Raw genomic sequence first — 22823 nt, 5'->3', positions numbered from 1 at the left:
CGTGCAACACGGCAAGGGAGTGGCGCCGCCACGGCGCCCTGGCCGTGTGGTACCGGATTGCAGGCCGCACGGATGAAAAAAGCCCCGCGGGCGCAAGCCGGCGGGGCTTTTTATTGCAGGGCTGCTCAGCCGATGTAGTTGAACAGGGACAGGCCGCTGACCGCCTTGAAGGTCTTCTGGGCCGCGTCCAGGATGGTTTGCTGCTGGGTGAATTCCGAAGTGGCCTTCACATAATCGAGATCCTGCAGGTCCGACAGGGTGGCCGAATACTGCAAATTCATGTCGTCGCCATTGCTGTCCAGGTAGTCCAGCTCCTTCAGGCGCGAGCCGACCTGGGCCTGCACTGCCAGCAGGTTGTCGGTGGCGTTGTCGATGTTCGACTGCACCTGGTTCAGCACATTGTTGAGCGCCGCCTGGCCGGCCGCGCCGCTGCCGTTCGAGCGCAGCGCCTTGAGGAAATCCGTCACCGTGGTGAACACCGACTGCTTGGTGCTGGGCTGCACGGTGAAGGTGTCGCCGTCGGCCGGCTTGCCTTTGATGTCGAATTGCAGGCCGTCGAAGGTGATGCTCTGGCCGCTGGTATAGGGGATGGGATCGGGCGGATTGGGCGCGGCCGGGACCGGATTGCCGGTGGTGAGGTCCTGCACCGTGTAGGTGGTGACGGCCTCCGAGGTGCTGGTGGCCGGGGTCACGGAAAACACCAGCTGGTAGTTGTGCCCGGTCAGCTTGGTGGTATCGGTCACCGAGCCGGGGCCGATGATGCCGCTGCCGCCGCGCGAAAAGTTGGCCGGGTCGGCGCCGGTCTGGAAGGTGCCGTTGCCGGTGGCGTTGTTCTCGAACACGGAAGCGCCGGAATCGCTGATGGGCACCTTGCGGCTGGGCCCCACCAGCAGTTCGCGCTGGCCCTGGTCGCCGGAATAAGCGGCGCCGGTGGCGGTCAGGCTGAAAGGCTTGATGGTTTCCTTGTAGCCCGAAAATATGTAGTTGCCCACCCCATCCTGGGTGTTGGCCACGCCCAGCAGGTCGTTCAGCCGGCCCTCCAGCTCGACCGCCTTGGCTTCGCGGTCGCTCTGGGTCAGCGAGCCGTTGCCGGCGTCCACCGCCAGGGTCTTGATGTCCTGCAGCAGCGAGGTGGCGCTGGCCAGGGCCGTGGTTTCGATCGACAGCGGGTTGCGCGCATTGGCGCGATTGGTCTCCAGCTGGGTGTTGATGGATTGCGACTGCGTCACCTCCAGCGCACGGGCGCTGGCGATGGGGTCGTCGGCCGCCGTCAGGTTCTTGCGGCCGGTGGACATTTGCTGCTGGGTGCGCGACAGCGAGGTCTGCAGGCTGCCGATCTGCGTGGTCCCGATGTCGTACAGGGTCTTGGTGCTGATGCGCATGCTCATGATGCTGGTCCTTGGTTACCTGTTAGTTGCCCAGGCTGATCAGGGTGTCGAACAGCTGGCTGGCGATCTGTATCACCTTGCCCGACGCCTGGTAGGCTTGCTGGTAACGCAGCAGGTTGGCCGCTTCCTCGTCCAGGTTGACGCCGGACACGGACTGCTGGCTGTTGGTGGCCTGGGTCACGGCGGCGTCGGCGGCGGTGCCGGCGATCTGCGCCTCGCGCGCCTTGGTGCCCACGTAGTTGACCATCTGGGCGTAGGTGGTCTGGAAGGTGGCCGTGTTGTTGTTCATCAGGTTCTTGGTCTGCAGCGCGGCCAGCAGGGTGCCGTTGCGGCTGTCGCCGGTGCCCGAGATGTTGGGGCCCACCGTGAAGCTGTCGGTATCGGCCGGGGTCCCCGAGATCTGCAAGCTGATGCCGCCGAAGCTGATGGTGGCGCCATCCGTGTAGGGCACGGCGGTGCCGGCCGGATAGGTGGTGCTGCTGCCGTTGGCGGTCACCGTCACGTCCTGGCCGGCCGGGAAACCGCTCAGGCTGCCGCTGGCCTTGTCATAGCTGATGGTTACGCTGGAAGCTAGCGGATTGCCGAGGTAGCCGGCGTCCACCGCGCCGGGCGAAATCTTGGCGCTGCCGGTATTGCCGGTGGTGGCGGCCGTGCTGACGGGCGCGGCCAGGGCCACCTTGGTCGGGTCGCTGATCAGCAGCTGCAGGTTGCTGGCGGCGCTGGCGGTGGGACGCACCAGGAAATTGTCATCCACCACGCCGGTACCGGTGATGGTGTATTCGACCCCGTCGATCACCTGCGGCTCCGTCTGCGGATAGGGATCGATCAGGGTTTTCTTGTTGTCCGACAAGCGGGTGACGGTGAAATTGGTGCCGTCGTAGTCCACGCTATAGTCGCTGGCGGTAAGCGCGCTGGCGTCCACCACCTTGCCGGTCACCACCGCCGTGCTGGCCGGCGAATTGTTGACGTTGGCGCCCACGGTGGCGTTGACTTCGGCGAAGAACAGTCCGCCCGGGGCGCCGTTCTGGTCCTGGCCCAGTACGTGCTGGGCGTTGAAGGCCGTGGCCAGCGAGGCCGCCACCTGGCCCAGCTGGTTCTGCACCTGGTCCAGGGCGCCGTCGCGCACCTGCAGCAGGCCGCCCAGCTGGCCGCCGGTGAACAGGTTGTCCGGCAGGGTGCTGGTCTTGTTGGCGGTGGCGTAGCCTAGCACCATGCGGCTGACGTCGGTCGGCGAACTGGTCACGGCCAGCTGGTAGGAGGTGGCGCCGATTACCAGCGGCTGGCCGGTGCCGAAGGTGGCGTTGACCATGCCGTTGTCGGCCTTGACCACGTCGATCTTGACCAGCTTGTTGAGCTCGGTAAGGATCTGGTCGCGCTGGTCCAGCAGGTCGTTGGGCGGCTGGTTCTGGTTGACGCTCAGGCCAGCGATGGTGTTGTTGATGGTGGCCAGCTGCTTGCTGTAGCTGTTGATCTCGCTGACGGTGGAGCCGATTTCCGCATTGATGCCGGCCGAGATCTCGTTGACGCGCGCGCTCATGCTCTGGAAGCGCGACACCAGCGAATCAGCGGCCGACAGCATGGCCTGGCGCGAAGCGGCCGAGGATGGGTTGGAAGCGGCGTCCTGCACCCCGTTGAAGAAATCCTGCAAGGCCGGCGACAGCCCGGCCGTGGTGTCCGCCAGCAGGTTGTCGACCTGGGCGATCTGGGTGGTGTAGGTGTCCAGCGTGGACTGGGTGGCCTCGGCCGCGCGCAGCGAGTTGGCCAGGAAATCATCGTAATACCGGCGCACAGTGCTGACCTCGGTACCCGTCCCCGTGTATCCGGCGCCGGAATACTGGGCTGGGGTATCGTTCTGGATGGCCTGCTGGCGGCTGTAGCCGGCCACGTTGGCATTGGTGATGTTATTGCCAGTGGTGGACAGCTGCACTTGGGCCGCGAGCAAGCCGCTTTTGCCGATACTCAGGAGTGACATGATGGTTTCTTTACGCTATAGATGCAGTTTACGGCAGACTGCGCCAAATCTTGAAATGCCCGCAGGCAATGGTGTCCGGCAATGTTCGCCTCCCTACCCGACCAGCGACTGCCGGATGATGCGGGTCAGCTTGCTGGCGTAGTGGGGATCGGTGGCATAGCCGGCGCGCTGCAGGCCCTGGGCGAAGCTGGCGGCGTCGCCGGCGCTGGCCAGCACCTTTTCGTAGCGCGGGTTGCTGGCCAGCAGTTTCGCGTAATCCTTGAAGCTGTCGGCATAGCTGTCGTAGGCGCGGAAACGCTCCATCCTGGTCTGCGGCTTGCCGTTCACATATTCCGTGGTGGCCGTGACCACCACCTTGCCCTTCCAGTCGGGGCCGGCCTTGATGCCGAACAGGTTGTTGCTGGCGGTGCCGTCGCGGCCGCGGATCTGGCGCTTGCCCCAGCCGCTTTCCAGCGCCGCCTGGCCCAGCATGAACTTGGCCGGGATGCCGGTGGCGCGGCTGGCTTCCTCCGCGTGGGCGCCCAGCTTGTCCTGGAATTCGCGCACGTGCGGGGCCTGGCTGCGGGCGCCGGCCCGCTCGCTGGCGCTGGCGTTGGCGCTGCTGGTGGACGCGCTGGCGCCGGCCTCGGCCATGCCGCCGGCCGCCTCGATGGCGCGCTTGAGCTTGGCATCGACCATGCCGCTGCCCAGGGCCGAGGCAAACGGGTCGGCCGGCAGGCCGTCGGCCCCGGCCACCTGGCCCATGCCCTGCTGCGACAGCTGGCGCACCAGCACGTCGGCCAGGCCGATGCCCTTCTTGGCAATGTTCTGGCTGGTCTGCTGGTCCAGCATGGTGGTGAACATCTTGCTTTGCTGGCTATCCATCAAGCCATCCTGCGGGGTGGCGTCACGCATGCTTTTCAACATCATGTTGACGAACAGGGCTTCGAACTGGGTGGCCGCGTTCTTCAGCGCTTCCGGGCTGCCGGCACGGGCCGACTGGCGCATGGCGCCCATGCCCTTGATGTCCAGGGCCAGCTGATTGTTGATATCGGGGGTGCTGTTGCTCATGGCCGGCGCCTCAAATGATTTCCAGTTCGGCGTGCAGCGAACCGGCCGCCTTCATGGCCTGCAGGATGGACAGCAGGTCCTGGGGCGTGGCGCCGATGGCGTTGAGGGCCTTGACCACGTCGGCCAGCGAGGCGCCGCCCTTGACCAGCATGACCTTGCCGCCCTCCTTCTTGATGTCCACGGTGGGATTGTTGGTGACCACGGTGCGCCCGCCGGACAGGGCGTTGGGCTGGCTGACCTGGGGATCGGCCGTGACCGACACCGACATGTTACCGTGCGAAATGGCGCAAGTGTCCAGGGTCACGGCGCGGTTCATCACCACCGAGCCGGTGCGGGCGTTCATGATGACCTTGGCGGGCTGCTCGGCCGGATTGACCTGCATGTCCTGCAGGGTGCCGATGAAGCTCACGCGCTGGTCGCTGCTGGACGGCGACTGCACCCGTATCACGCGGCTGTCCAGCGCGTAGGCGATCCCGGCGCCGTATTTTTCGTTGATGGCTTCCACCACCCGGCTGGCGGTGGCGAAGTCGGCCGTGTTCAGCTCCAGGCGGATGCTGTTGCCCTCGCCCAGGTTGGAGGCCACGGCCCGTTCCACCGTGGCGCCGCCGGAGATCTTGCCCACGCTCAAGTGGTTGACGGTCAGCGAGCTGCCGCCGCCCCCGGCGCCGCCGGCCTGCACGCCCACGCCGCCCACCAGCACATTGCCCTGCGCCATGCCGTACACCTGGCCGTCGGCGCCCTTGAGCGGCGTCATCAAAAGGGTGCCGCCGCGCAGGCTCTTGGCATTGCCCATGGACGAGACCGTGATGTCCATGGTCTGGCCCGGCTGGGCGAACGGCGGCAGCGAGGCGGTCACCATCACGGCCGCCACGTTTTTCAGCTGCAAACTGGTGCCCTGGGGCAGGTTGACGCCCAGCTGCTGCAGCATGGAGACCACGCTTTGCACGGTAAACGGGGTCTGGGTGGTCTGGTCGCCGCTGCCGTCCAGGCCCACCACCAGGCCGTAGCCGATCAGCTGGTTCTGGCGCACCCCGGCAATGCTGGCCAGGTCCTTGATGCGCTCGGCGCGGGCCGGCTGCACCAGCAGGCCCAGCAGCGCCAGCGCCAGCAGCACGGCGATCAGCTTGCAGGCGTGGGCGGTGCGGCGTACGCCCTCGGTCATCGGTTGAAGTTGGTCCATGGTCGGCCTCAGAACGGGAGCAGGCTTTGGAAGAAGCGCGACACCATGGCCGTCATCTCGGCGCGGTCGATGCGGCTGTTGGTGCGGTATTCGACCCGGGCATCGGCCACGGCGGTGGACGACACGGTGTTGCCGGTGGCGATGTTGTCGGGATTGACCATGCCGGAGAAGCGGATGAATTCCACCCCCTTGTTCATGGCGATCTGCTTTTCGCCGGCCACGATCAGGTTGCCGTTGGGAAGCACCTCGACCACCGTCACGCCCATGGTGCCGGAAAAGGTATTGCTGGCGGACTGGTTGTCGCCGTCGGCATAGCTGTTCTTGGTGCTGGATGACAGGCTGGCGCCAAAAGTGCCCTGCAGCGGCTTGGGCATGCTGGCGCTGACGCTGCCGGACTTGTTTCCTGAGCTGGCGCCGGCCGTCACGGCCGCGGTCTTTTCCGTGATGACCATGGTGAGCACGTCGCCTACGTGGCGCGCACGGCGGTCCTCGAAAATCGGGCGGAACACATTGCCCTGGTAGATGGCGCCATTGTTGGCCGGGGCCTGGGCCGCCGCCAGCGGGCGCGCCGACATGGGCTGCTGGACAATGCTGGTGGGAGTGGTGCTGCAGGCCGCCAGCGCGGCGCAGGCGGACAGGAGGGCAAGCTGGGTACGCATGGCGGTCCTCACATCTGCGACAGCTTCTGCAGCATCTGGTCGGAGGTGGTGATGGCCTTGGAATTGATCTCGTAGGCGCGCTGGGTCTGTATCATGTTGACCATCTCTTCCACCACGTTCACGTTCGAGGTTTCCACATAACCCTGCAGGATCACGCCGGCGCCGTTGGTGCCCGGGGTGTTCTGCTGCGGCGCGCCGGAGGCGCCGGTTTCCACGTACAGGTTTTCGCCCTTCGATTCCAGGCCGGTGGGATTGATGAAGGTGGCCAGCTGCAGGCTGCCGATCTGCTGGGCCGCAGTCTGGCCCGGCAGGGTCACGGACACGGTGCCGTCGCGCGCCACCGTGATGCTCTGGGCCTGGATCGGGATGGTGATGGCCGGCTGCAGCACGAAGCCTTCCGAGGTCACCATCTGGCCGTTGCTGTCGCGCTGGAAGGAGCCGTCGCGGGTGTAGGCGGTGCTGCCATCCGGCAGCAGCACGGTGAAGAAGCCGTTGCCGTTGACCATCAGGTCCTTGTCGTTGCCGGTCGATTGGGGATTGCCCTGGGTGAAGACGCGCTCGATGGCCACCGGACGCACGCCGGTGCCGATCTGCAGGCCGGACGGCAGCTGGGTTTGCTGCGAGGACTGGGCGCCGGGCTGGCGCACGTTCTGGTACAGCAGGTCCTCGAACACGGCGCGCGACTTCTTGAAGCCGTTGGTGCTGACGTTGGCCAGGTTGTTCGAGACCACGTCCAGCTGCGTCTGCTGCGCCTCCATGCCGGTCTTGGCGATCCAAAGTGAGCGTATCATTTTCCCTCTCCTGCGCGGGCGGCCCGCCAACGCGGCGGAAACCCTTCCCACGCAAGCATTATGCGGGAGCGCCCATCAAGTCAAAGCCAGGATCTGGGTAGCTTTTGCGGCGTTATTCTCGGCGTTCTTCAGGAGGCTCATTTGCATCTCGAACTGCCGCGCCAGGCTGATCATGTTGACCATGGAATCGACCGGATTGACGTTGCTGCCCTCCAGCGCGCCATCGACCAGGCGCACGCCGGCGTCGTTGTCGGCCGGCGCCCCGCTGGTCAGGCGGAACAGGCCGTCGTCACCGCGCACCAGGCTCTTGGGATCGGGGTTGACCAGCTTGACGCGTCCCAGCACATTGGCCGGGCCCGGCATGTAGTCGTTGGTGACGGCGCTCACCGTGCCGTCGCTGGCAATGGTGACGGCGGTGTCGGGCGGCACCGCGATCGGCCCGCCCTCGCCCTGCAGGGTCAGGCCGCCGCTGGTCTGCAGCAGGCCGTTCTGGCTGACCTTGAGGCTGCCGTTGCGGGTATAGGCCTCGGACCCGTCGGCCGACTGCACCGCCAGCCAGCCCTCGCCGCGCACGGCCACGTCCAGGTTGCGTCCGGTAGTCTCGATGGGGCCGGGCCGCAAGTCCGCCCCCACGGTGGAATCGACCACGAAGGCGCGCGTGGCCAGCCCTTCCGACACCACCGGCACCGCGCGGAAGCTGTCGAGCTGGGCCCGGAAGCCGGTGGTGGTGGCGTTGGCCAGGTTGTTGGACACCGTGGCCTGCTGCTCCACCACGTGGCGCGCCCCCGTCATCGCGGTATAGATCAAGCGGTCCATGATCGCGCCCCGGGCTATGCTTAACGCAGGTTGACCAGGGTCTGCAGGACCGAATCCTCGGTCTTGATGGTCTGGGCGTTGGCCTGGTACACGCGCTGCGCCGTGATCATGTTGACCAGCTCCTCGGTCAGGTCCACGTTCGAGGTTTCCACCGAGCTGGCGCGCAGCGCGCCCATGGAGCCGGAATTGGGCACGCCGATCTGCGGCGGGCCGGAGGCCGAGCTCTCGGCCCAGGCGTTGTTGCCGAGCGGGATAAGGCCGTCCACGCTGGCGAAGTTGGCCATGGCGATCTGGCCCAGGGGGCGCGACTTGCCGTTGCTGTACTGGCCCAGGATGACGCCGTTCTCGTCGATCGAGTAGCGCTGCAGGGAACCGGCCGAATAGCCGTTCTGCGACGGTTCGCGTTCGCTGGTGGCGCTGCCGTACTGGGTGGTGCCGCTCCAGTTCACGCTCAGGCTCATGGGCTCCTTGGAGCCGGAACTGGGGAAGATCGGCAGCGTGACGGTGAACGGCAGGCTTTGCGGCGGGGTCAAGTTGGCCATGCCGGCCGAGCTCAGGTTGCCGCTGGTATCGAACACCAGGCTGCCGATTTTCACGGCCGGCACCGCGACGGCGGCCGCCAGGGCGGCGTTGATGGTGTCCGGCGTGGCGCCGCTCTGGGTGCCGACGCCGCTGGTGGGGTCGTAGGCCAGGGCCAGCTTGTCCAGTTGTTCCTGCGAGGCGTTGGCGGCCTGGGCTGCCGCATACATGGCGGCGCCGGCGGCCTGGGCGTAGTCGGCCGCCAGCTGGTCGATGGTGGCCTGGTCGGTGGCCGGGCTGGCGGCCACGGCGGCCGTGTAGGCGGCGCGCGCATCGATGGTGGCCTGGTCGGTGGTAACCGCCGAGGCCACCGCCTGCGCCACCACTTCGGTGCCGTCGCTGGCGGCGTACACATCCCAGTTGTTGGCGGAGGTCTTGACGTAGTAGGTGGACAGCACGTGCGCATTGCCCAGGCTGTCATAGACATCGACCAGCGACTGCTTGTTGTAGCTGGTCGGGTCGGTGGCGCTGAACGGGGTGGTCTTGGGCGTGGTCGAGGTCGAGCTCAGGTTGAGCGAGAAATTGGCCTCGGTGGTTTCCTTGGGCGACAGGTCGGACTTGTCCAGGGTCAGCGCGGTGGGCGCGCCCAGCAGGATGGTGCCGTTCTTGTCGGCCAGGTAGCCGGTCAGCTGGGCGCCCTGGGCGTTCACCAGCGTGTGGGTATTATCTTCGTGGAACTGGCCGTTGCGGCTGTACTGCACCGCGCCATTCACGGTCAGGCGGAAGAAGCCGCCGCCGTTGATGGAGACGTCAAGCGGATTGCTGCTGGTCTCTATATTACCTTGGGTAAACTGCTGTGCGATCTTGGTCACGCTCACGCCGATACCGGCATTATTGCCGGCCACGCCATTGAGCGAGTTGGCGTACAGGTCCGCAAACTGCGCCTGCGAGCCCTTGAAGCCGACTGTGCTGGCGTTGGCAATGTTGTTGCCGATCACATCCAGCGATTTCGATGCGCCGTTCAGGCCGCTCAATCCTTGTTGGAACATGGTATTCCCCTATTGGTAAACTGGTTACAGCACTTCCTTGACATCGGCCAGGGTCAGCTGGCCGATGGCCGGTACGTTGAGCTTGACGCCGGCGGCGCCGGTCGACACGCTGGCCACCAGGCCCAGGGTCAGGGCGGTGGCGTCGGTCAGGGTCTTGCCGCCGCTGGTGGCGCTGACCTTGAAGGTGTATTTGCCGTCGGCCGCCTTGCCGCCGGCGTCGGTGGTGCCATCCCAGGTCAGCGGGTAGCTGCCGGCCTCGGGATTGTCCATGCTCATGGTGCGCACCGTGGTGCCGCTGGCATTCTTGATCTCGATGGTGACCTTCTCGGCCGCCGAGGCCAGGTCCACGCCGAACACGCTGGCGCTGTCGCTCAGGGTGATGGCGTTGCCGGCCGCCAGCACGCTCTTGCCGATCAGATTGGTGGCGGTCAGGGTCTGGGTCGAGGTGTAATCGGTCTTGAGCGACTCCAGGGTTTCGTTCAGCTTGTTGATGCCGGTCACGGTCGACAGCTGGGCCAGCTGGCTGGTGACCTGGGCATTGTCCAGCGGGTTGAGCGGATCCTGGTTCTGCAGCTGGGTCACCAGCAGCTTCATGAACTTGTCCTGGTCGGCCTGCACGCTGTTGCTGGACGAGGAACTGGTGGTACTGGTGGTCGTGGCCGTGGTGTTCAGGGACACCGGGGTATCGATGATGCTCATTGTTATTGGCCTATGGTCAGGGTTTTCAACAGCAGCGTCTTGGCCGCGTTCATGGTTTCCACATTGGTCTGGTAGGAGCGCGAGGCCGACAGCATGTTGACCATCTCATCGACCACGTTCACATTGGGCATGGAGACATAGCCCTGCTCGTCCGCCATCGGGTGCTTGGGGTCGTACACCTGCTTGAGCGGCGACGGGTCCTCGATCACCTGCTTGACGCGCACCCCGGTGGCGGCGCCGTTCTCGCTGGGCGTGGCCTCGAACACCACCTGGCGCGCGCGGTAGGCTTCGCCGCTGGCGCTGGTGGCGCTGTCGGCGTTGGCCAGGTTGGAGGCCACCACGTTCAGGCGCTGCGACTGCGCGCTCATGGCCGAACCGGAGACATTGAAGATATTAAACAGGCTCATCAGTTACCTCCCTGGATGGCGGCCATCATGCTCTTGATCTGGCCGTTGATCAGCGTGATGCCGGCCTCGTAGCGCAGGGCGTTGTCGGCAAACTGGTTGCGCTCCACATCCATGTCCACCGTATTGCCGTCCACCGCGCCCTGCACGATGCCGCGGTACAGGAGCGGCGTGCCGTCCGCCAGCGTGCCGGCGTCCTGCTGCGGGTTGGGATAGTGCTTGGCGGCGGTGGTGGCCAAGGTGGCCTGGGTGGCGCCGGCGCTGCGCGACAGGGCGTTCTGCAGGGCGCTGGAAAAATCGATGTCGCGCGCCTTGTAATTGGGCGTGTCGCCATTGGCCATGTTGGAGGCCAGCACGCTCTGGCGCTGGGCACGCACGCTCAGGGCGGTTTCGTTGAAGCGCAAATAATCGTCTAGTTTCCCCACCATGGCAGGCTCCGTGACAGCATCTGGTTATGACAGGAACGATGATACGGCTGGGCAATGCGCGGCCATCCGGTGAGCAGCACCTGCTTTTCCAGCCTATTCGGGGCTTGGGCTGGCCACGGGACGGCTATGATGGCAGTATCGCAGCGGAAAACATTGCCATGAAAACAGTATCCTCCCTCCTCGCCCTGATCCTGGCCGCAGCCGGCGCCGCGGCCCAGCAGCCGGCCGCGCGCCAGGATACCGCCGTGCTCAAGCAGGCCGTTGCCCAGTTCCTGCAAGTGCAGACCGCCGGCCTGCCGGGTGAAGTCAAGGTCGCGGTAGGCAATGTGGACAGCCGCATGAGCCTGGCCGCCTGCCCGGCGCCGGAAGCCTTCCTGATGCCTGGCGCGCGCGCCTGGGGCAAAACCACGGTGGGCGTGCGCTGTGCGGCGCCTTCCGCGTGGACGGTATATATTCAAGCCACGGTGAGTGTGACGGCCGAGTACGTGGCGGCCGCCGTGCCGCTGGTGCAGGGCCAGCCCATCGAGGCCTCGCAGCTGGCCACGCTCAAGGGCGACCTGACCATGCTGCCGGCCGGGATCGCCACCGACGTGGGCCAGGTGGTGGGCCGCAGCGCCACCTCCTCGCTGGCGCCCGGCACGCCGCTGCGGCTGGATATGTTGCGCAGCAAGCCGGTGGTGCAGTCCGGCCAGCTGGTGCGGCTGGTGTCCAGCGGCCCCGGCTTCAGTGTATCGGCCGAGGCGCGCGCCATGGGCACGGCCGGCGACGGCCAGGTGGTGCAGGTAAAAACGGCGGCCGGGCAACAGATTTCCGGCATCGCCAAGATGGGTGGACTGGTGGAAGTGGCGTTTTAAGGCGCTGGCGGGGGCACGGAACGCGGGCTAAAGTTTTGGCCCGGCGCGCCGTTACAGGGGTAGATACCCGGAGTGTATGCTCCAACCAGACGAGGATGATGTCGTGAAAATCAATGATGCAGTAAAGACCACTCCCGGCCTGCCGGCGTCTTCCGCCACTGCCACCAACGCACGCAGCGCGGACAAGGCAGCGGAAGCGGCGCCCAGCAGCACCGGCGACAGTGTGCGCCTGTCGGCGCAAGGCCAGGCCCTGGCGGCCAGCTCGTCCAGCGGCGCCAGCGCCGTGTTCGACACCAAGAAGGTCGAACGCATCAAGCTGGCCATTGCCGACGGGCAGTTCCAGGTCAATTCCGAAAAAGTGGCGGATGGATTGCTTGACACGGTCAAGGATCTGCTGCACTCCAGAAAACGATAGGATCCACCATGCCCCTCAGCCCGATCAACAGCCTGCGCGAAGAAACCAAGGTCATGGCGGCCTTGCTGGATGTGCTGCGCCAGGAACAGCAATGCCTGATTGCGGCTGATATCGACACCCTGGCCACCCTGACCGCTGGCAAATCAGCCCTGGTCGGCCAGATGAGCCAGTTGTCCCAGCTGCGTCACCAGGCCCTGGAACAGGCCGGCCACTTCAACCAGGATGCCGGCATGGACGCCTGGATCGCCGCCAGCGGCGAGACCGAAGCGCTGCCGATGTGGCAATCCCTGCTGGAGCAAACGCGCGCCGCCAAGGAACTCAACCGCGTCAACGGCATGCTGATCAACAAGCAAATGAGTTACACCCAGGGCGCACTGGACGCCTTGCGCCCGCGCGGCAGCAGCGCCGCCGTCTACGGCCCCAGCGGCCTGACCTCGTCCGCCCCCCGCAGCCGCGGCTTCCTGGCCGGCTGAAACACGGTCCCTACCCACCCGGCGCCACGGCGCCGTTGCCGCCATACGCCGTACCGGCCCAGCGTACGCACGGCCGCGCCTCCATGCCCCGTGTGCGGCGCATCCCAAGACATGGTGGCCTGGCATGCAGGCCTTACTGCGCCGCCGGCTGGCGCGCGGCCGTCTCCGGCGGCGGCTGGGTCGGCAATTCCGTCACCGTTTCCGGTATCCCGGACAGGATGGTCACCGCCACCCGGCGGTTGCGGGCCCTGCCCTCGGCATTGCCGTTATCGGCCACCGGATGGTTGGCCGCATGGCCGACCGCCGTCAGGCGCGCCGGCGCCACGCCGGCATCGATGAACAGGCGCACCACGGTGGCGGCGCGGGTGGACGACAGCTCCCAGTTGGACGGGAACAGCGGATTGCGGATCGGGACGTTGTCGGTATGGCCCTCGACCTGCACGTCGTGGCTATCGTTCTTCAGCAGGGCGGCCACGGCGCGCAGGGCTTCGGCCGATTCCGGCGCCAGGCGCGCGTCGCCGGGCCCGAACAGCACGCTGGCGTTGATTTCCACGCTGACCCCGCGGCTGTTCTGGGTGACCCTTACCTTGCCTTCCTTGACCAGCGGCGCCATGGTGGACAGCAGGTCCTGCGCCAGCTTGGTCATGTGCTCCTTTTCCTTGCGCAGCAGCTCGGTACGGCGCTTCAGGCCGGGATTGGGGATGGGCAGGTTCTGCACCTGGGTGTTGATGGGCTGGGCCGCGCCCTGGCCGCCGAAGGCGTCGCCCAGGGCGTCGGAAAACACCTTGTACTTGCCGATATTGACGGAAGAAACCGCGTACATGACGACGAAGAACGCGAACAGCAGGGTGATGAAGTCCGAATAGGAGATCAGCCAGCGCTCGTGGTTTTCCGGTTCATCGTCGAACTTGCGGCGCGCGCGGCGGTACTGCATGTCAGGGTTCCCGCATCAGGGTGGCGATGCGCTCGTCGATCACGCGGGTGTGGTCGCCGGTGGCGATGTCGTAGAACACGGCGGCGGTGATTTCCTGCTGATGCACGGCCTGGGTGACGATGGCCTTGAGCTTGTTGGCCACCGGGTAGAACACCAGGTTGGCCAGGCCCACGCCATAGATGGTGGAGACGAAGGCCACGGCGATGCCGCCGCCCAGCCTGGACGGGTCGCTCAGGTTTTCCATCACGTGGATCAGGCCCAGCACGGCGCCCAGGATGCCGATGGTGGGCGCGTAGCCGGCCGCCGACTCCCAGATGCGCACTGCCTGGCGCTCCTCGGTCTCGTAGGCCGTGATTTCCGTGTCCAGCAGCTGGCGCAGCTTGTCGGGCGCGATGCCGTCCACGATCAGGCGCAGGCCCTTGGTGTTGAAGGCGTCCTTGGACGCCAGCATGTAGCGCTCCAGCGACAGCAGGCCGTCGCGCCGCGCGGCCAGGTTCCAGGCCTGGATGTCGCGCGCCAGCGCGGCGCGGCTGTCGGCCGGGGGACGGAACACCAGGCGCAGCATGCGCAGCCCGCGCATGAAGGTGTGGGACCGGGTCTGCAGCAGCACGGCGCCAAAGGTGCCGATCACCACGATGGAAAAGGCGGCCGGCTGGAACAGCGAGGACAAGCGCCCGCCTTCCATGCCCTGGCCCAGGATCACCCCGGCCAGGCCCAGCAGCAGACCCGCTATGCTGGCCCAGTCCATGACCCCTCCCGCAAGGTGGCGCGCAGGCGGGCCACGGCCTGCGTGTGCAGCTGCGACACGCGCGATTCCGATACTCCCATGACGGCGCCGATTTCCTTCAAGTTCAATTCCTCTTCGTAGTACAGGCCCATCAGCATTTTCTCGCGCGGCGGCAGGGCCTCGATGGCGTTGATCACGGCCTGGCGGAAACCGCCGTCCATGAGCGAACGCAGCGGATCGGCCTCCTCGTCAGCCACATAGCGGTCCAGGAAGCTGTCGTTGCCGTCATCGGCGTGGAAGTCCTCGTAGTAGACCAGCTGGTGGCCGCCGCCGTCGGACAGCATTTCCTGGTAGTCGGCCAGCGATAGCTTGAGCATCTTGGCCACTTCCGACTCGCTGGGCGGGTGGCCCAGGCGCTGCTGCAGGGTGGCCATGGCGTTCTCGATCTTGCGCATGTTCTGGCGCATGGAACGCGGCAGCCAGTCGCTGTTGCGCAGTTCGTCCAGCATGGCGCCGCGGATGCGCATCACGGCGTAGGTTTCAAACTGGGCGCCGTGGTTTTCCTCGTAGCGGTTGATAGCGTCAAGCAAGCCTATCATCCCGGCCTGCACCAGGTCATCGACTTCGACACTGGGCGGCAGCTTGGCCTTCATGTGGTGGGCAAGGCGTTTCACCAACGGCATGTGCTCCGTCAGCAAAGAGTCCTTTTCCGTTTTCCCTTTGGCCGTATACATAAATCTCGTTATTCGTTAAGCACTGAACTGGTTGCCGCTCCCCGTACGGAATGAAGGCGAGCCGGCCAGCGCAAAGCGGCCCGCCAGTTGACGAAACGCGACCGACGCACCGGCCAGCGGAAAAGCATCGACCACGGCCCGCCCCAGGCGGGCCGCGCGCTGCAGGTATTCGTCGGCCGGCACCGATCCCATGGATACCAGGTTGACAGCCAGGTAACGGCTTGCCGCTTGCGCCATGTTATCGTATACCACTTCTGCCTCGGATTCGGAAGCGCCCGTCACCAGGATGCCGAACGGGCGCCGCCCCAGCTCCTGGTTCAAACGCTTGATCATACTGTACGCAGCCGTGATCGAGGTAGCACTATTCGACACCTGGACCACGATCTCGGAACTGGCCATGACCGGCACCGGGAAGGCTTGGCCGTCGAATTCGCCGTCCACCAGCACCACCCCGCTCTGCTTGGCCAGCACGTCGAAGGCCTTGGCCAGGCGGCGGGTGTCGTCGGCGCCGGCCGGCTTGACCCCGCGTGTCATGGACGCCACGGCAAAGCCCTGCGGCACTTCATGGATGATTTGGTTGAGGGCGCACTGCTGGCGCGCCACGTGCAGCAGGCTGTGGCCGCCATCGACACCGAGGCGGCTGGCCACGCCGTGGGCGCTGGCGCAGGCGTCCACCAGCAGCACCTCGTTGCCGGCGCGCGCCAGCGAAGCGCCCAGGTTGACCAGCATGGCCCCCTTGTCGTCCTGCGGGGTGGCGGACAGGAACGTGACGATGCGCGGCTGCGGCCCCGCCAGCATGCGGCGCAGGCCTTCGGCCTGGTCGAAATCGAAGTTAGCCAAGGTGCACCTCGCGCAGTGCGGGGTCGGCCGCGCCGGCCATCAGCAGCGGCAATTCGGTGTCCAGGTACTGGCTGGCGCCGCCGTGGCTGCTGCGCAGCTTGAAGGCGCGCTCCACCAGCCAGGCCGGGTCGGCCAGGTGCAGGTCTTCCGGCACCCGCTGCCCACTCGACACGTAGAACAGGTTGAGCTTGTGGCGTATCACCACGTCCAGCACATTGCCGATCGCGGCCGCCTCGTCCAGCTTGGTCATGATGCAGCCGGCCAGGCCGCTGCCCTGATAGGCGCGCACCACTTCGTTGAGGGTGTCCTGGGTGGCGGTGGCGTTCAGGCACAGCAGGCGCTGCACAGGAGCGTCGGCGCCCTGCAGCATGGAGACCTGCTCGGCCACCATCTGGTCGCGCTGGCTCACGCCCACCGTGTCGATCAGCACGGTGTGCTTGTTCTTCAATTCCTTGAGGGCGATGCGCAGGTCGGCCTCGTCCTTCACCGAGTGCACCATCACGCCCAGGATCTTGCCGTAGATCCGCAGCTGCTCGTGGGCGCCGATACGGTAGGCGTCGGTGGTGATCAGGGCCAGCTTGTCGGGGCCGTGGCGCATCACGCAGCGCGCGGCCAGCTTGGCGGTGCTGGTGGTCTTGCCGACGCCGGTCGGACCGACCAGGGCGAACACGCCGCCGCGCTCGATCAGGGCTTCCTCGTTGGCCATGGCCTGCAGGTTGCGCGCCAGGACGGTCTTGATCCAGCGCAGGGCCTCATCGCCATCGCGCCGGGCTGGCAGTTTCTCTATCAGGTAGCGCGCCAGGCTGGCGGAGAAACCGGCCGCCAGCATCTCGCGCAGCACGGCGGTCTTGTGCGGTTCACGGGCCTGGGCCGAGCCCCAGGCGATTTCGGCCAACTGAGTTTCCATCATGCCGCGCATGGCGCGGATTTCGTTCATCATGCCATGCATTTCGGCCACGGCGTTCTGCTTGGCGCCGGCCACGGCGTCGGCCACCATGGCGGAGATGCGCTCCATGTCCAAGGACGGAGCGGCGGGAGCGCGCGGCGGCTGGGCCGGCGCGGCGGCGGCACTGGCGCCGGCATACGAAGCATGCGAGGCCACTACACGGCGCTGCGGCTGCGCCGGCATCTGAGGCATGCGCGGCATGGCCGCCTGCGGTTCCAGCAGCGGCTCCATGGCCCGGCCCAGCACGGGTTCCTCGCGCAGGTCCAGGCGCGGCTGCGGCGCGGCCATGGGCGAGTGCGGCGCGGGCGCCGCCAGAGAGGCGGCGTCGTCATTGGCCAGGGCCAGGATTTCCACCACGCCGTCGGCCTGGCGGTTGGAGAGGATCACGGCGTCGGGGCCGAGCGCGTCGCGCACCTTGCGCAGCGCTTCGCGCGAGGTGGGCGCGCTGAATTTTTTCACGTTCATGGCCGGCTCCCGGTGGTGCGGGCAGCGCGTGCAAGCTGGATGGTGGCCATCATCATCGACTCCTGTAGCGTGAGCGGCGGCCTCGACACGGGACGCTCTGCTCTGACAGTGCCATTATTGACGATGCATCAAAGAAACCATGCGGCGAACAGGCGGGGAAACCGGCTTCATTTCGGCGCGCTTCCGGCGCCATGCGCCAGGCCTCGAACGTCAGGCGTCGCGGAACACATCCTGCAGCGCTGCGGCGCCGACAAAATTAAGCGCCCAGCGCTGCAATTCGTCAGTGCCGGCGCTGGCGACGCGCCGCCGCAGCGCCTCATCCAGCGCGCCAAACCGGCGTTCCAGCAAGGCCGACAGCATCTGAGCCTGCCCTTCCTGCCGTCCTTCCTGCCGTCCTTCCTGCCGTCCTTCCTGCCGTCCTTCCTGCCTGCCTTCCTTCAGCCCTTCTTCGCGCCCGGCCTTGCGGCCTATGCGCTCCCCCGACGAGACGTATGGCATGATCGTTCTCCTATCCAAAATGCCGATGCCTTGCCAGATCCTTTGTTCCAGTTCATCCGGCAGCTGCATCATCCAGTCTATCACCATGAACAAGTCGATGATACGCTGCTTGTCCCAGTTGCGCTGGTAAAGCAGCTTGGCCAGCCGCCATTTCAGCGCGCGCCGCTTGTGCACCTGGCCACGGGTACGCCAGGTCAGCAAATGCGCCGCAGTGACCAGCGCGAACGGATTCGGATCGGCGTATAAGGCGTCCAGGTCGGCGCCATAGTCGTGCAGCTTTACTGCGGAAAAATCCAGCCGCATGCGGCTGCCAAGCACCGCATATTCAAACGCACCGGGACGCCAGCCCGGTCCGGCGTCGGCCAGCACCGCCAGACTGGCGACCGGGCGCCGGTAGCGGTCATAGATGCGGTAGTTGCAGGTGAACACGCGCTCGGCAAAGTGGCGTTCACGCCGGCCCTGGATTTCCACGTGCACCAGCACCCACGAGGTGGCGCCGTCCAGCATGGGCAGTTGCACCAGCTTGTCGACGATGCGCTTGCCTCCGCGGGCGCGCCGCAAGCGGGCCAGTTCCTGGTCCAGGAAAACGTGCGGACGCGACCAGTCCACCGCCGCGTGGGCGGCGGGAAAATAAAACGCCAGGAATTCGGGGAAGTAACGCTCCAGCGCCTGCTTCCAGGGCGTGTCGTAGTCGTCGTTCGGGGTGGCCATGCGGCCAGTGTAGGCCGCATGGCGCCATCGGCTGTAGACTTGCGTCAGCCCGGCTGCTGTCCGACCAGCGCCGTCACCCGTATGGTTTTGCTTTCCGGGATTTCCGCATGCGACAGCACTTTCAGCTGCGGCAGCGCGCGCCGCAGGAAGCGCGACAGCAGCGCGCGCAGCGGTCCCGGCACCAGCAGCACCGGCGTCAGGCCCAGCGCTTCCTGCTGGGCGGCGGCCTGCTGGGCCTGCTGGGCAATGGTGTCGGCCAGGCCAGGCTCGATGCCGGCCCCGTCCGGTCCGCTGGCCGCCAGGGCTTGCATCAGCAAGCGTTCCAGGCGGTTGTCCAGGGTCATCACGGACAGCTCGCCGCTGCCCGGGAACAGCTGCTGCACGATGGCGCGGCCCAGGGCGATGCGCACCAGCGCGGTCAGGTCGTTGGGGTCCTGGGTATGGCCGGTATGCTCGGCCAGCGCCTCGATGATGGAGCGCATGTCGCGGATGTGCACCCCTTCGGCCAGTAAATTCTGCAGCACTTTCTGCAGGGTCGACAGCGACACCATCTTGGGCACCAGGTCCTCCACCAGCTTGGGCGATTCCTTGGCCAGGTGGTCGAGCAACTGCTGCACCTCGGTGCGGCCCAGCAGCTCGGCCGCGTGGGTGGTGATCAGGTGGTTCAGGTGGGTGGCGACCACGGTGCCGGCGTCCACCACCGTGTAGCCCATGCCCTGGGCCTGGTCGCGCAGCCCGGCCTCGATCCAGGTGGCCGGCAGGCCGAAGGCCGGATCGGCCGTGGACAGGCCCGGCAGCGTGCCGCTGGCCATGCCCGGGTTGATGGCCAGGTACTGGCCGTTGAAGGCTTCGCCGGCGCCGACCTCCACGCCCTTGAGCGTGATGCGGTAGGCCGAGGGTTTCAGCTCCAGGTTGTCGCGGATGTGCACCGGCGGCGCCAGGAAGCCGACCTCCTGCGCGAACTTCTTGCGTATGCCCTTGATCCGCTTGAGCAGCTCGCCGCCCTGGTTCTTGTCCACCAGCGGGATCAGGCGGTAGCCCACTTCCAGGCCCAGGGTGTCGACTGGCAGCACGTCCTGCCAGGTGGCTTCCTCCTGCTCGCTGGCGGCGGCCGGCGGCGGCGCTTCCGGCGCCGCTTCGGCCGCTTCGGCGGCCTGGGTGCGGCGGCGCGTCATCAGGTAGGCCGAGCCTATCATCAGGCCGCCCAGCAGCAGGAACACCAGGTTGGGCATGCCGGGGATCAGGCCCAGGCCGGCAATGATGCCGCCCGTGATGTACAGCACCTCGGGCTTGCCGAACAGCTGGCCCACCAGCTGGCTGCCGATGTCCTGTTCGCTGGCCACGCGCGACACCACGATACCGGCCGCGATGGAAATGATCAGCGACGGGATCTGCGCCACCAGGCCGTCGCCGATGGCCAGCAGGGTGTAGTTCTTGACCGAGTCGCCAAACGCCATGTCGTGCTGGATGATGCCGACCAGCAGGCCGCCCACCACGTTGATGACGGTCACCAGGATGCCGGCCACGGCGTCGCCGCGCACGTATTTGCTGGCGCCATCCATGGCGCCGTAGAATTCCGCTTCCTGGCCCACTTCGCTGCGGCGCTTGCGGGCCTCGGCCTCGCCGATCAGGCCGGCGTTGAGGTCGGCGTCAATGGCCATCTGCTTGCCGGGCATGGCGTCCAGGGCGAAGCGTGCGCCCACCTCGGCGATACGGCCGGCGCCCTTGGTCACCACCACGAAGTTGATGATGGTCAGGATCACGAACACCACGATACCAACCGTGTAGTTACCGCCGATCAGGAAGTGGCCGAAGGCCTCGATCACCTTGCCCGCCGCGTCCGGACCGGTGTGGCCCTCGGTCAGCACCACGCGGGTGGACGCCACGTTCAGCGACAGCCTCAGCATGGTGGAAATGAGCAGCACGGTGGGGAAAGCCATGAAGTCCAGCGGCTTGACCGTGTACAAGCTGGTCAGCAGCACCACGATGGACAGGGCCAGGTTGAAGCTGAAGAACAGGTCCAGCAAAAAGGCCGGCAGCGGCAGTATCATCAGCGCCAGCAGCATGATGATCAGGACAGGCGCGGCCAGGCTCTGGTTGGCGCCTTTGGCCAGGCCCTGCAGCCAGGGTGGCAGTTTTACATTGCTGAGGGCGTTCATGCGGGTGCTCCATTATTCATGCCGGGCGGCTGTTTGGCCGCGGCCGGGTTCAGGGGGTCGAGCTCGGCCGGGACATCGACTTTCTTGGGCTCGGCCGGACGGCTGCCGCCGCGCTTGTTGTACACGCGCAGCTGGTAGACATAGGCCAGCACTTCGGCCACGGCCGCGTACAGGCCTTCCGGTATCTCGTCGCCGATCTCGGTATGCTTGTGCAGGGCGCGCGCCAGCGGCGGCGCTTCCAGGATGGCGACCTGGTGCTCGCGCGCGATCTCGCGGATCTTGGCCGCCACCTCGTCGGTGCCCTTGGCCACCACCTTGGGCGCGCCGCGCGAGCCGTCGGCGTATTTCAGCGCCACCGCGTAGTGGGTCGGGTTGGTCACCACCACGTCGGCGGTGGGCACGTCGGCCATCATGCGGCGCTTGGCCATCTCGCGCTGCAGCTGGCGGATCTTGGCCTTGATCTGCGGATTGCCGTCCGATTCCTTGGATTCCTGGATCAGCTCCTGGCGCGTCATCTTCAGCTTGTTGGCGTAGTGCCAGATCTGGTAGGGGCCGTCCAGCAGCGCGATCACGCCCAGGGCGCCGACGATGAACAGGAAGCTGGAGGCCAGCATGTCCAGCAGGTGCACCGTGCCCAGCTTGAGCGGCTCCAGCGCCAGGGTCATGACGGCATCCTTCTGGCGCATCACCACCAGGTAGGCGACGAAGCCGACCAGGATGGTCTTGGCCACGGCCTTGACCAGCTCCACCAGCGAATTGGTGGAGAACATGTTGCCAATGCCGGTCATGGGATTGAGCTTGCCGAAACGCGGCATGAAGGACTTGGCGCTGAACAGCCAGCCGCCCACCAGCAGCGGCGAGGCCAGCGCCACCACCATCACGGCCACGCCCAGCGGCAAACAGGCCAGCAGCACGTGCACCACGTCCACCGTGATGCGCCGCATCAGCACGTCGAAATCGAATACTTGCGCGGGGGTCAGCGACAGCCCCGACACCAGCACGGCGGAGAGCTCGCGTATCAGCCCGCCGCCGGTCAGCCACAGGCCGGCGCCGGCCGCCATCAGCACGGTAAACGTCGCCACTTCCCGCGACCGGGGAACGTCGCCTTCCTCACGCGCCTGCTCGAGGCGCTTCTGAGACGCCGGTTCGGTCTTTTCTGCGTCGCTGTCTTCTGCCATCTACCGCTCCATGCCCCACTATGGTCAACCCTGCCATTATCCCGGCGGGGCCGGGACGGGCATCAGTGGAATACGGCGGTGTTTAGGGGTTTGCTCGTTGATTCCGAGGAGCAATTTAGCACGGGATCAGGCGGGGGCCAGCAGGGCCAATTGCTCGTCAGTGAGGTAGCACCACTCGCCTTCCTTGAGCCCCAGCGAGGCCAGGGTCAGGCCGCCGATGGCGGAGCGGTGCAGCGCGCTGCAGTGGTTGCCGGCGGCCGCCAGCATGCGCTTGACCTGGTGGTACTTGCCCTGCTCCAGCACCACTTCCAGCTGGTGCTCGCCGCGCTTTTCGCACACCAGGGCCGCCAGCGGGGCCGGCTCGTCATGCAGCTGCACGCCGCCCAGCATGGCTGCCACCAGGGCATCGGTCACCGGCTCGGCGGTAGTGGCCTGGTACACCTTGGGCACGTGGCGCTTGGGCGAGGACTGGGCGTGGATGAAGGGACCGTCGTCCGACATCAGCAGCATGCCGGTAGTGTCGTGGTCCAGGCGCCCCACCGGCTGCACCTCGCGCCAGCTGAACTGCTCGGGCAGCAGGGTCAGCACGCCGGGATGGTGGCTGGGCTTGCGCGAGCACTCATAGTTGGCCGGCTTGTACAGGGCAATGTACAGGTGTTCGCGGTACACCCACTCCTCGTCGAACACGGTCAGCACCAGGCCGTCGGTCTCGACGGTAGAGCGGTAATTGTCCTGGACTATGCCGGCGATGCTGACATCGCCATCCTCGATCAGGGCGCGGCAGTACTTGCGGGTGCCGAATCCCTGCGATTGCAGGATGCGGTCTAGCGATAATTTACTCATGGCAGGATTTTACAGGATGGCCGCAAGCCCAGCCAGCAGGCTGCACTATTGACGCAGATCAAACCCGCCGGATTTTCCATTGATAGACTGA

At 66.3% G+C, this 22823-nt stretch carries 23 protein-coding genes; 3 read left to right on the top strand and 20 right to left on the bottom strand.

The window, feature by feature from the left end; genetic code table 11:
- Positions 1-125 precede the first annotated feature (125 nt).
- From flgL to flgB, 11 genes are all read right to left on the bottom strand, one after another.
- Positions 126-1388 carry a flagellar hook-associated protein FlgL gene (gene flgL / locus ACLB1G_RS14440; RefSeq protein WP_491627919.1) on the bottom strand — a complete coding sequence of 421 codons (1263 nt, stop codon included), beginning with the start codon at positions 1386-1388 and terminating at the stop codon, positions 126-128.
- Positions 1389-1410: 22 nt separating this feature from the next.
- Positions 1411-3360 carry a flagellar hook-associated protein FlgK gene (flgK, locus tag ACLB1G_RS14435; RefSeq protein ID WP_491627918.1) on the bottom strand — a complete coding sequence of 650 codons (1950 nt, stop codon included), beginning with the start codon at positions 3358-3360 and terminating at the stop codon, positions 1411-1413.
- Between the two features lie 93 nt (positions 3361-3453).
- Positions 3454-4410, bottom strand: coding sequence for a flagellar assembly peptidoglycan hydrolase FlgJ (flgJ, locus tag ACLB1G_RS14430; RefSeq protein ID WP_491627917.1), 957 nt, complete (start codon positions 4408-4410; stop codon positions 3454-3456).
- A 10-nt stretch (positions 4411-4420) separates the two neighbouring features.
- A complete protein-coding gene (locus tag ACLB1G_RS14425) occupies positions 4421-5590 on the bottom strand; it encodes a flagellar basal body P-ring protein FlgI (RefSeq protein WP_491627916.1) in 1170 nt (389 codons plus the stop codon).
- An 8-nt stretch (positions 5591-5598) separates the two neighbouring features.
- On the bottom strand, positions 5599-6249 hold the full coding sequence (locus tag ACLB1G_RS14420; protein WP_491627915.1) for a flagellar basal body L-ring protein FlgH: 651 nt from the start codon (positions 6247-6249) through the stop codon (positions 5599-5601).
- An 8-nt stretch (positions 6250-6257) separates the two neighbouring features.
- Complete coding sequence (gene flgG / locus ACLB1G_RS14415) at positions 6258-7040, bottom strand: flagellar basal-body rod protein FlgG (RefSeq protein ID WP_491627914.1); 783 nt, start codon at positions 7038-7040, stop codon at positions 6258-6260.
- 75 nt (positions 7041-7115) lie between these two features.
- On the bottom strand, positions 7116-7856 hold the full coding sequence (gene flgF, locus ACLB1G_RS14410; RefSeq protein WP_491627913.1) for a flagellar basal-body rod protein FlgF: 741 nt from the start codon (positions 7854-7856) through the stop codon (positions 7116-7118).
- Between the two features lie 20 nt (positions 7857-7876).
- Positions 7877-9424 (bottom strand): flagellar hook protein FlgE, encoded by a 1548-nt coding sequence (locus ACLB1G_RS14405; protein ID WP_491627912.1) that lies wholly within the window; start codon positions 9422-9424, stop codon positions 7877-7879.
- Between the two features lie 24 nt (positions 9425-9448).
- Entirely contained in the window at positions 9449-10123 is a 675-nt protein-coding gene (locus ACLB1G_RS14400) for a flagellar hook assembly protein FlgD (protein ID WP_491627911.1), read from the bottom strand.
- A 2-nt stretch (positions 10124-10125) separates the two neighbouring features.
- Positions 10126-10530 carry a flagellar basal body rod protein FlgC gene (flgC, locus tag ACLB1G_RS14395; RefSeq protein ID WP_491627910.1) on the bottom strand — a complete coding sequence of 135 codons (405 nt, stop codon included), beginning with the start codon at positions 10528-10530 and terminating at the stop codon, positions 10126-10128.
- Positions 10530-10955, bottom strand: coding sequence for a flagellar basal body rod protein FlgB (gene flgB, locus ACLB1G_RS14390; protein WP_491627909.1), 426 nt, complete (start codon positions 10953-10955; stop codon positions 10530-10532). The genes flgC and flgB overlap by 1 nt, the downstream gene beginning before the upstream one ends.
- A gap of 158 nt (positions 10956-11113) precedes the next feature.
- On the opposite strand from flgB, the gene flgA reads away from it, so the two are divergent.
- The 3 genes from flgA (at position 11114) to ACLB1G_RS14375 (ending at position 12697) form a co-directional block, all read left to right on the top strand.
- Complete coding sequence (flgA, locus tag ACLB1G_RS14385; RefSeq protein ID WP_491627908.1) at positions 11114-11809, top strand: flagellar basal body P-ring formation chaperone FlgA; 696 nt, start codon at positions 11114-11116, stop codon at positions 11807-11809.
- Positions 11810-11912: 103 nt separating this feature from the next.
- Entirely contained in the window at positions 11913-12224 is a 312-nt protein-coding gene (flgM, locus tag ACLB1G_RS14380; protein ID WP_491627907.1) for a flagellar biosynthesis anti-sigma factor FlgM, read from the top strand.
- Positions 12225-12232: 8 nt separating this feature from the next.
- Positions 12233-12697, top strand: a complete 465-nt coding sequence (locus tag ACLB1G_RS14375) for a flagella synthesis protein FlgN (protein WP_491627906.1) — start codon at positions 12233-12235, stop codon at positions 12695-12697.
- A gap of 133 nt (positions 12698-12830) precedes the next feature.
- Here ACLB1G_RS14375 and motD read toward each other — a convergent pair whose 3' ends face one another.
- The 9 genes from motD to ACLB1G_RS14330 form a co-directional block, all read right to left on the bottom strand.
- Positions 12831-13631, bottom strand: coding sequence for a flagellar motor protein MotD (gene motD / locus ACLB1G_RS14370; protein WP_491627905.1), 801 nt, complete (start codon positions 13629-13631; stop codon positions 12831-12833).
- 1 nt (position 13632) lies between these two features.
- The gene (locus tag ACLB1G_RS14365) at positions 13633-14379 is read right to left on the bottom strand and encodes a flagellar motor protein (RefSeq protein ID WP_491627904.1); all 747 of its coding nucleotides are present in this window, start codon (positions 14377-14379) and stop codon (positions 13633-13635) included.
- Positions 14361-15092, bottom strand: coding sequence for an RNA polymerase sigma factor FliA (locus ACLB1G_RS14360; RefSeq protein ID WP_491627903.1), 732 nt, complete (start codon positions 15090-15092; stop codon positions 14361-14363). The genes ACLB1G_RS14365 and ACLB1G_RS14360 overlap by 19 nt, the downstream gene beginning before the upstream one ends.
- 15 nt (positions 15093-15107) lie before the next feature.
- The gene (locus ACLB1G_RS14355) at positions 15108-15932 is read right to left on the bottom strand and encodes a MinD/ParA family ATP-binding protein (RefSeq protein WP_491627902.1); all 825 of its coding nucleotides are present in this window, start codon (positions 15930-15932) and stop codon (positions 15108-15110) included.
- Entirely contained in the window at positions 15925-17343 is a 1419-nt protein-coding gene (gene flhF / locus ACLB1G_RS14350; protein WP_491627901.1) for a flagellar biosynthesis GTPase FlhF, read from the bottom strand. The genes ACLB1G_RS14355 and flhF overlap by 8 nt, the downstream gene beginning before the upstream one ends.
- A gap of 210 nt (positions 17344-17553) precedes the next feature.
- Positions 17554-18552: an RpnC/YadD family protein gene (locus ACLB1G_RS14345; protein WP_491627900.1), complete on the bottom strand. Its 999-nt coding sequence runs from the start codon at positions 18550-18552 to the stop codon at positions 17554-17556.
- Positions 18553-18596: 44 nt separating this feature from the next.
- Positions 18597-20711, bottom strand: coding sequence for a flagellar biosynthesis protein FlhA (gene flhA, locus ACLB1G_RS14340; RefSeq protein ID WP_491627899.1), 2115 nt, complete (start codon positions 20709-20711; stop codon positions 18597-18599).
- Positions 20708-21889: a flagellar biosynthesis protein FlhB gene (gene flhB / locus ACLB1G_RS14335; RefSeq protein ID WP_491627898.1), complete on the bottom strand. Its 1182-nt coding sequence runs from the start codon at positions 21887-21889 to the stop codon at positions 20708-20710. Before flhB ends, flhA begins: the two co-directional genes overlap by 4 nt.
- Before the next feature lie 126 nt (positions 21890-22015).
- Positions 22016-22732 carry a pseudouridine synthase gene (locus tag ACLB1G_RS14330; protein ID WP_491627897.1) on the bottom strand — a complete coding sequence of 239 codons (717 nt, stop codon included), beginning with the start codon at positions 22730-22732 and terminating at the stop codon, positions 22016-22018.
- Between the last annotated feature and the right edge of the window lie 91 nt (positions 22733-22823).

This window comes from Duganella kummerowiae (genome assembly GCF_053572355.1).
Note: the sequence above shows the minus strand (reverse complement) of the source record. Positions and strands in the feature narration are given on the sequence as shown.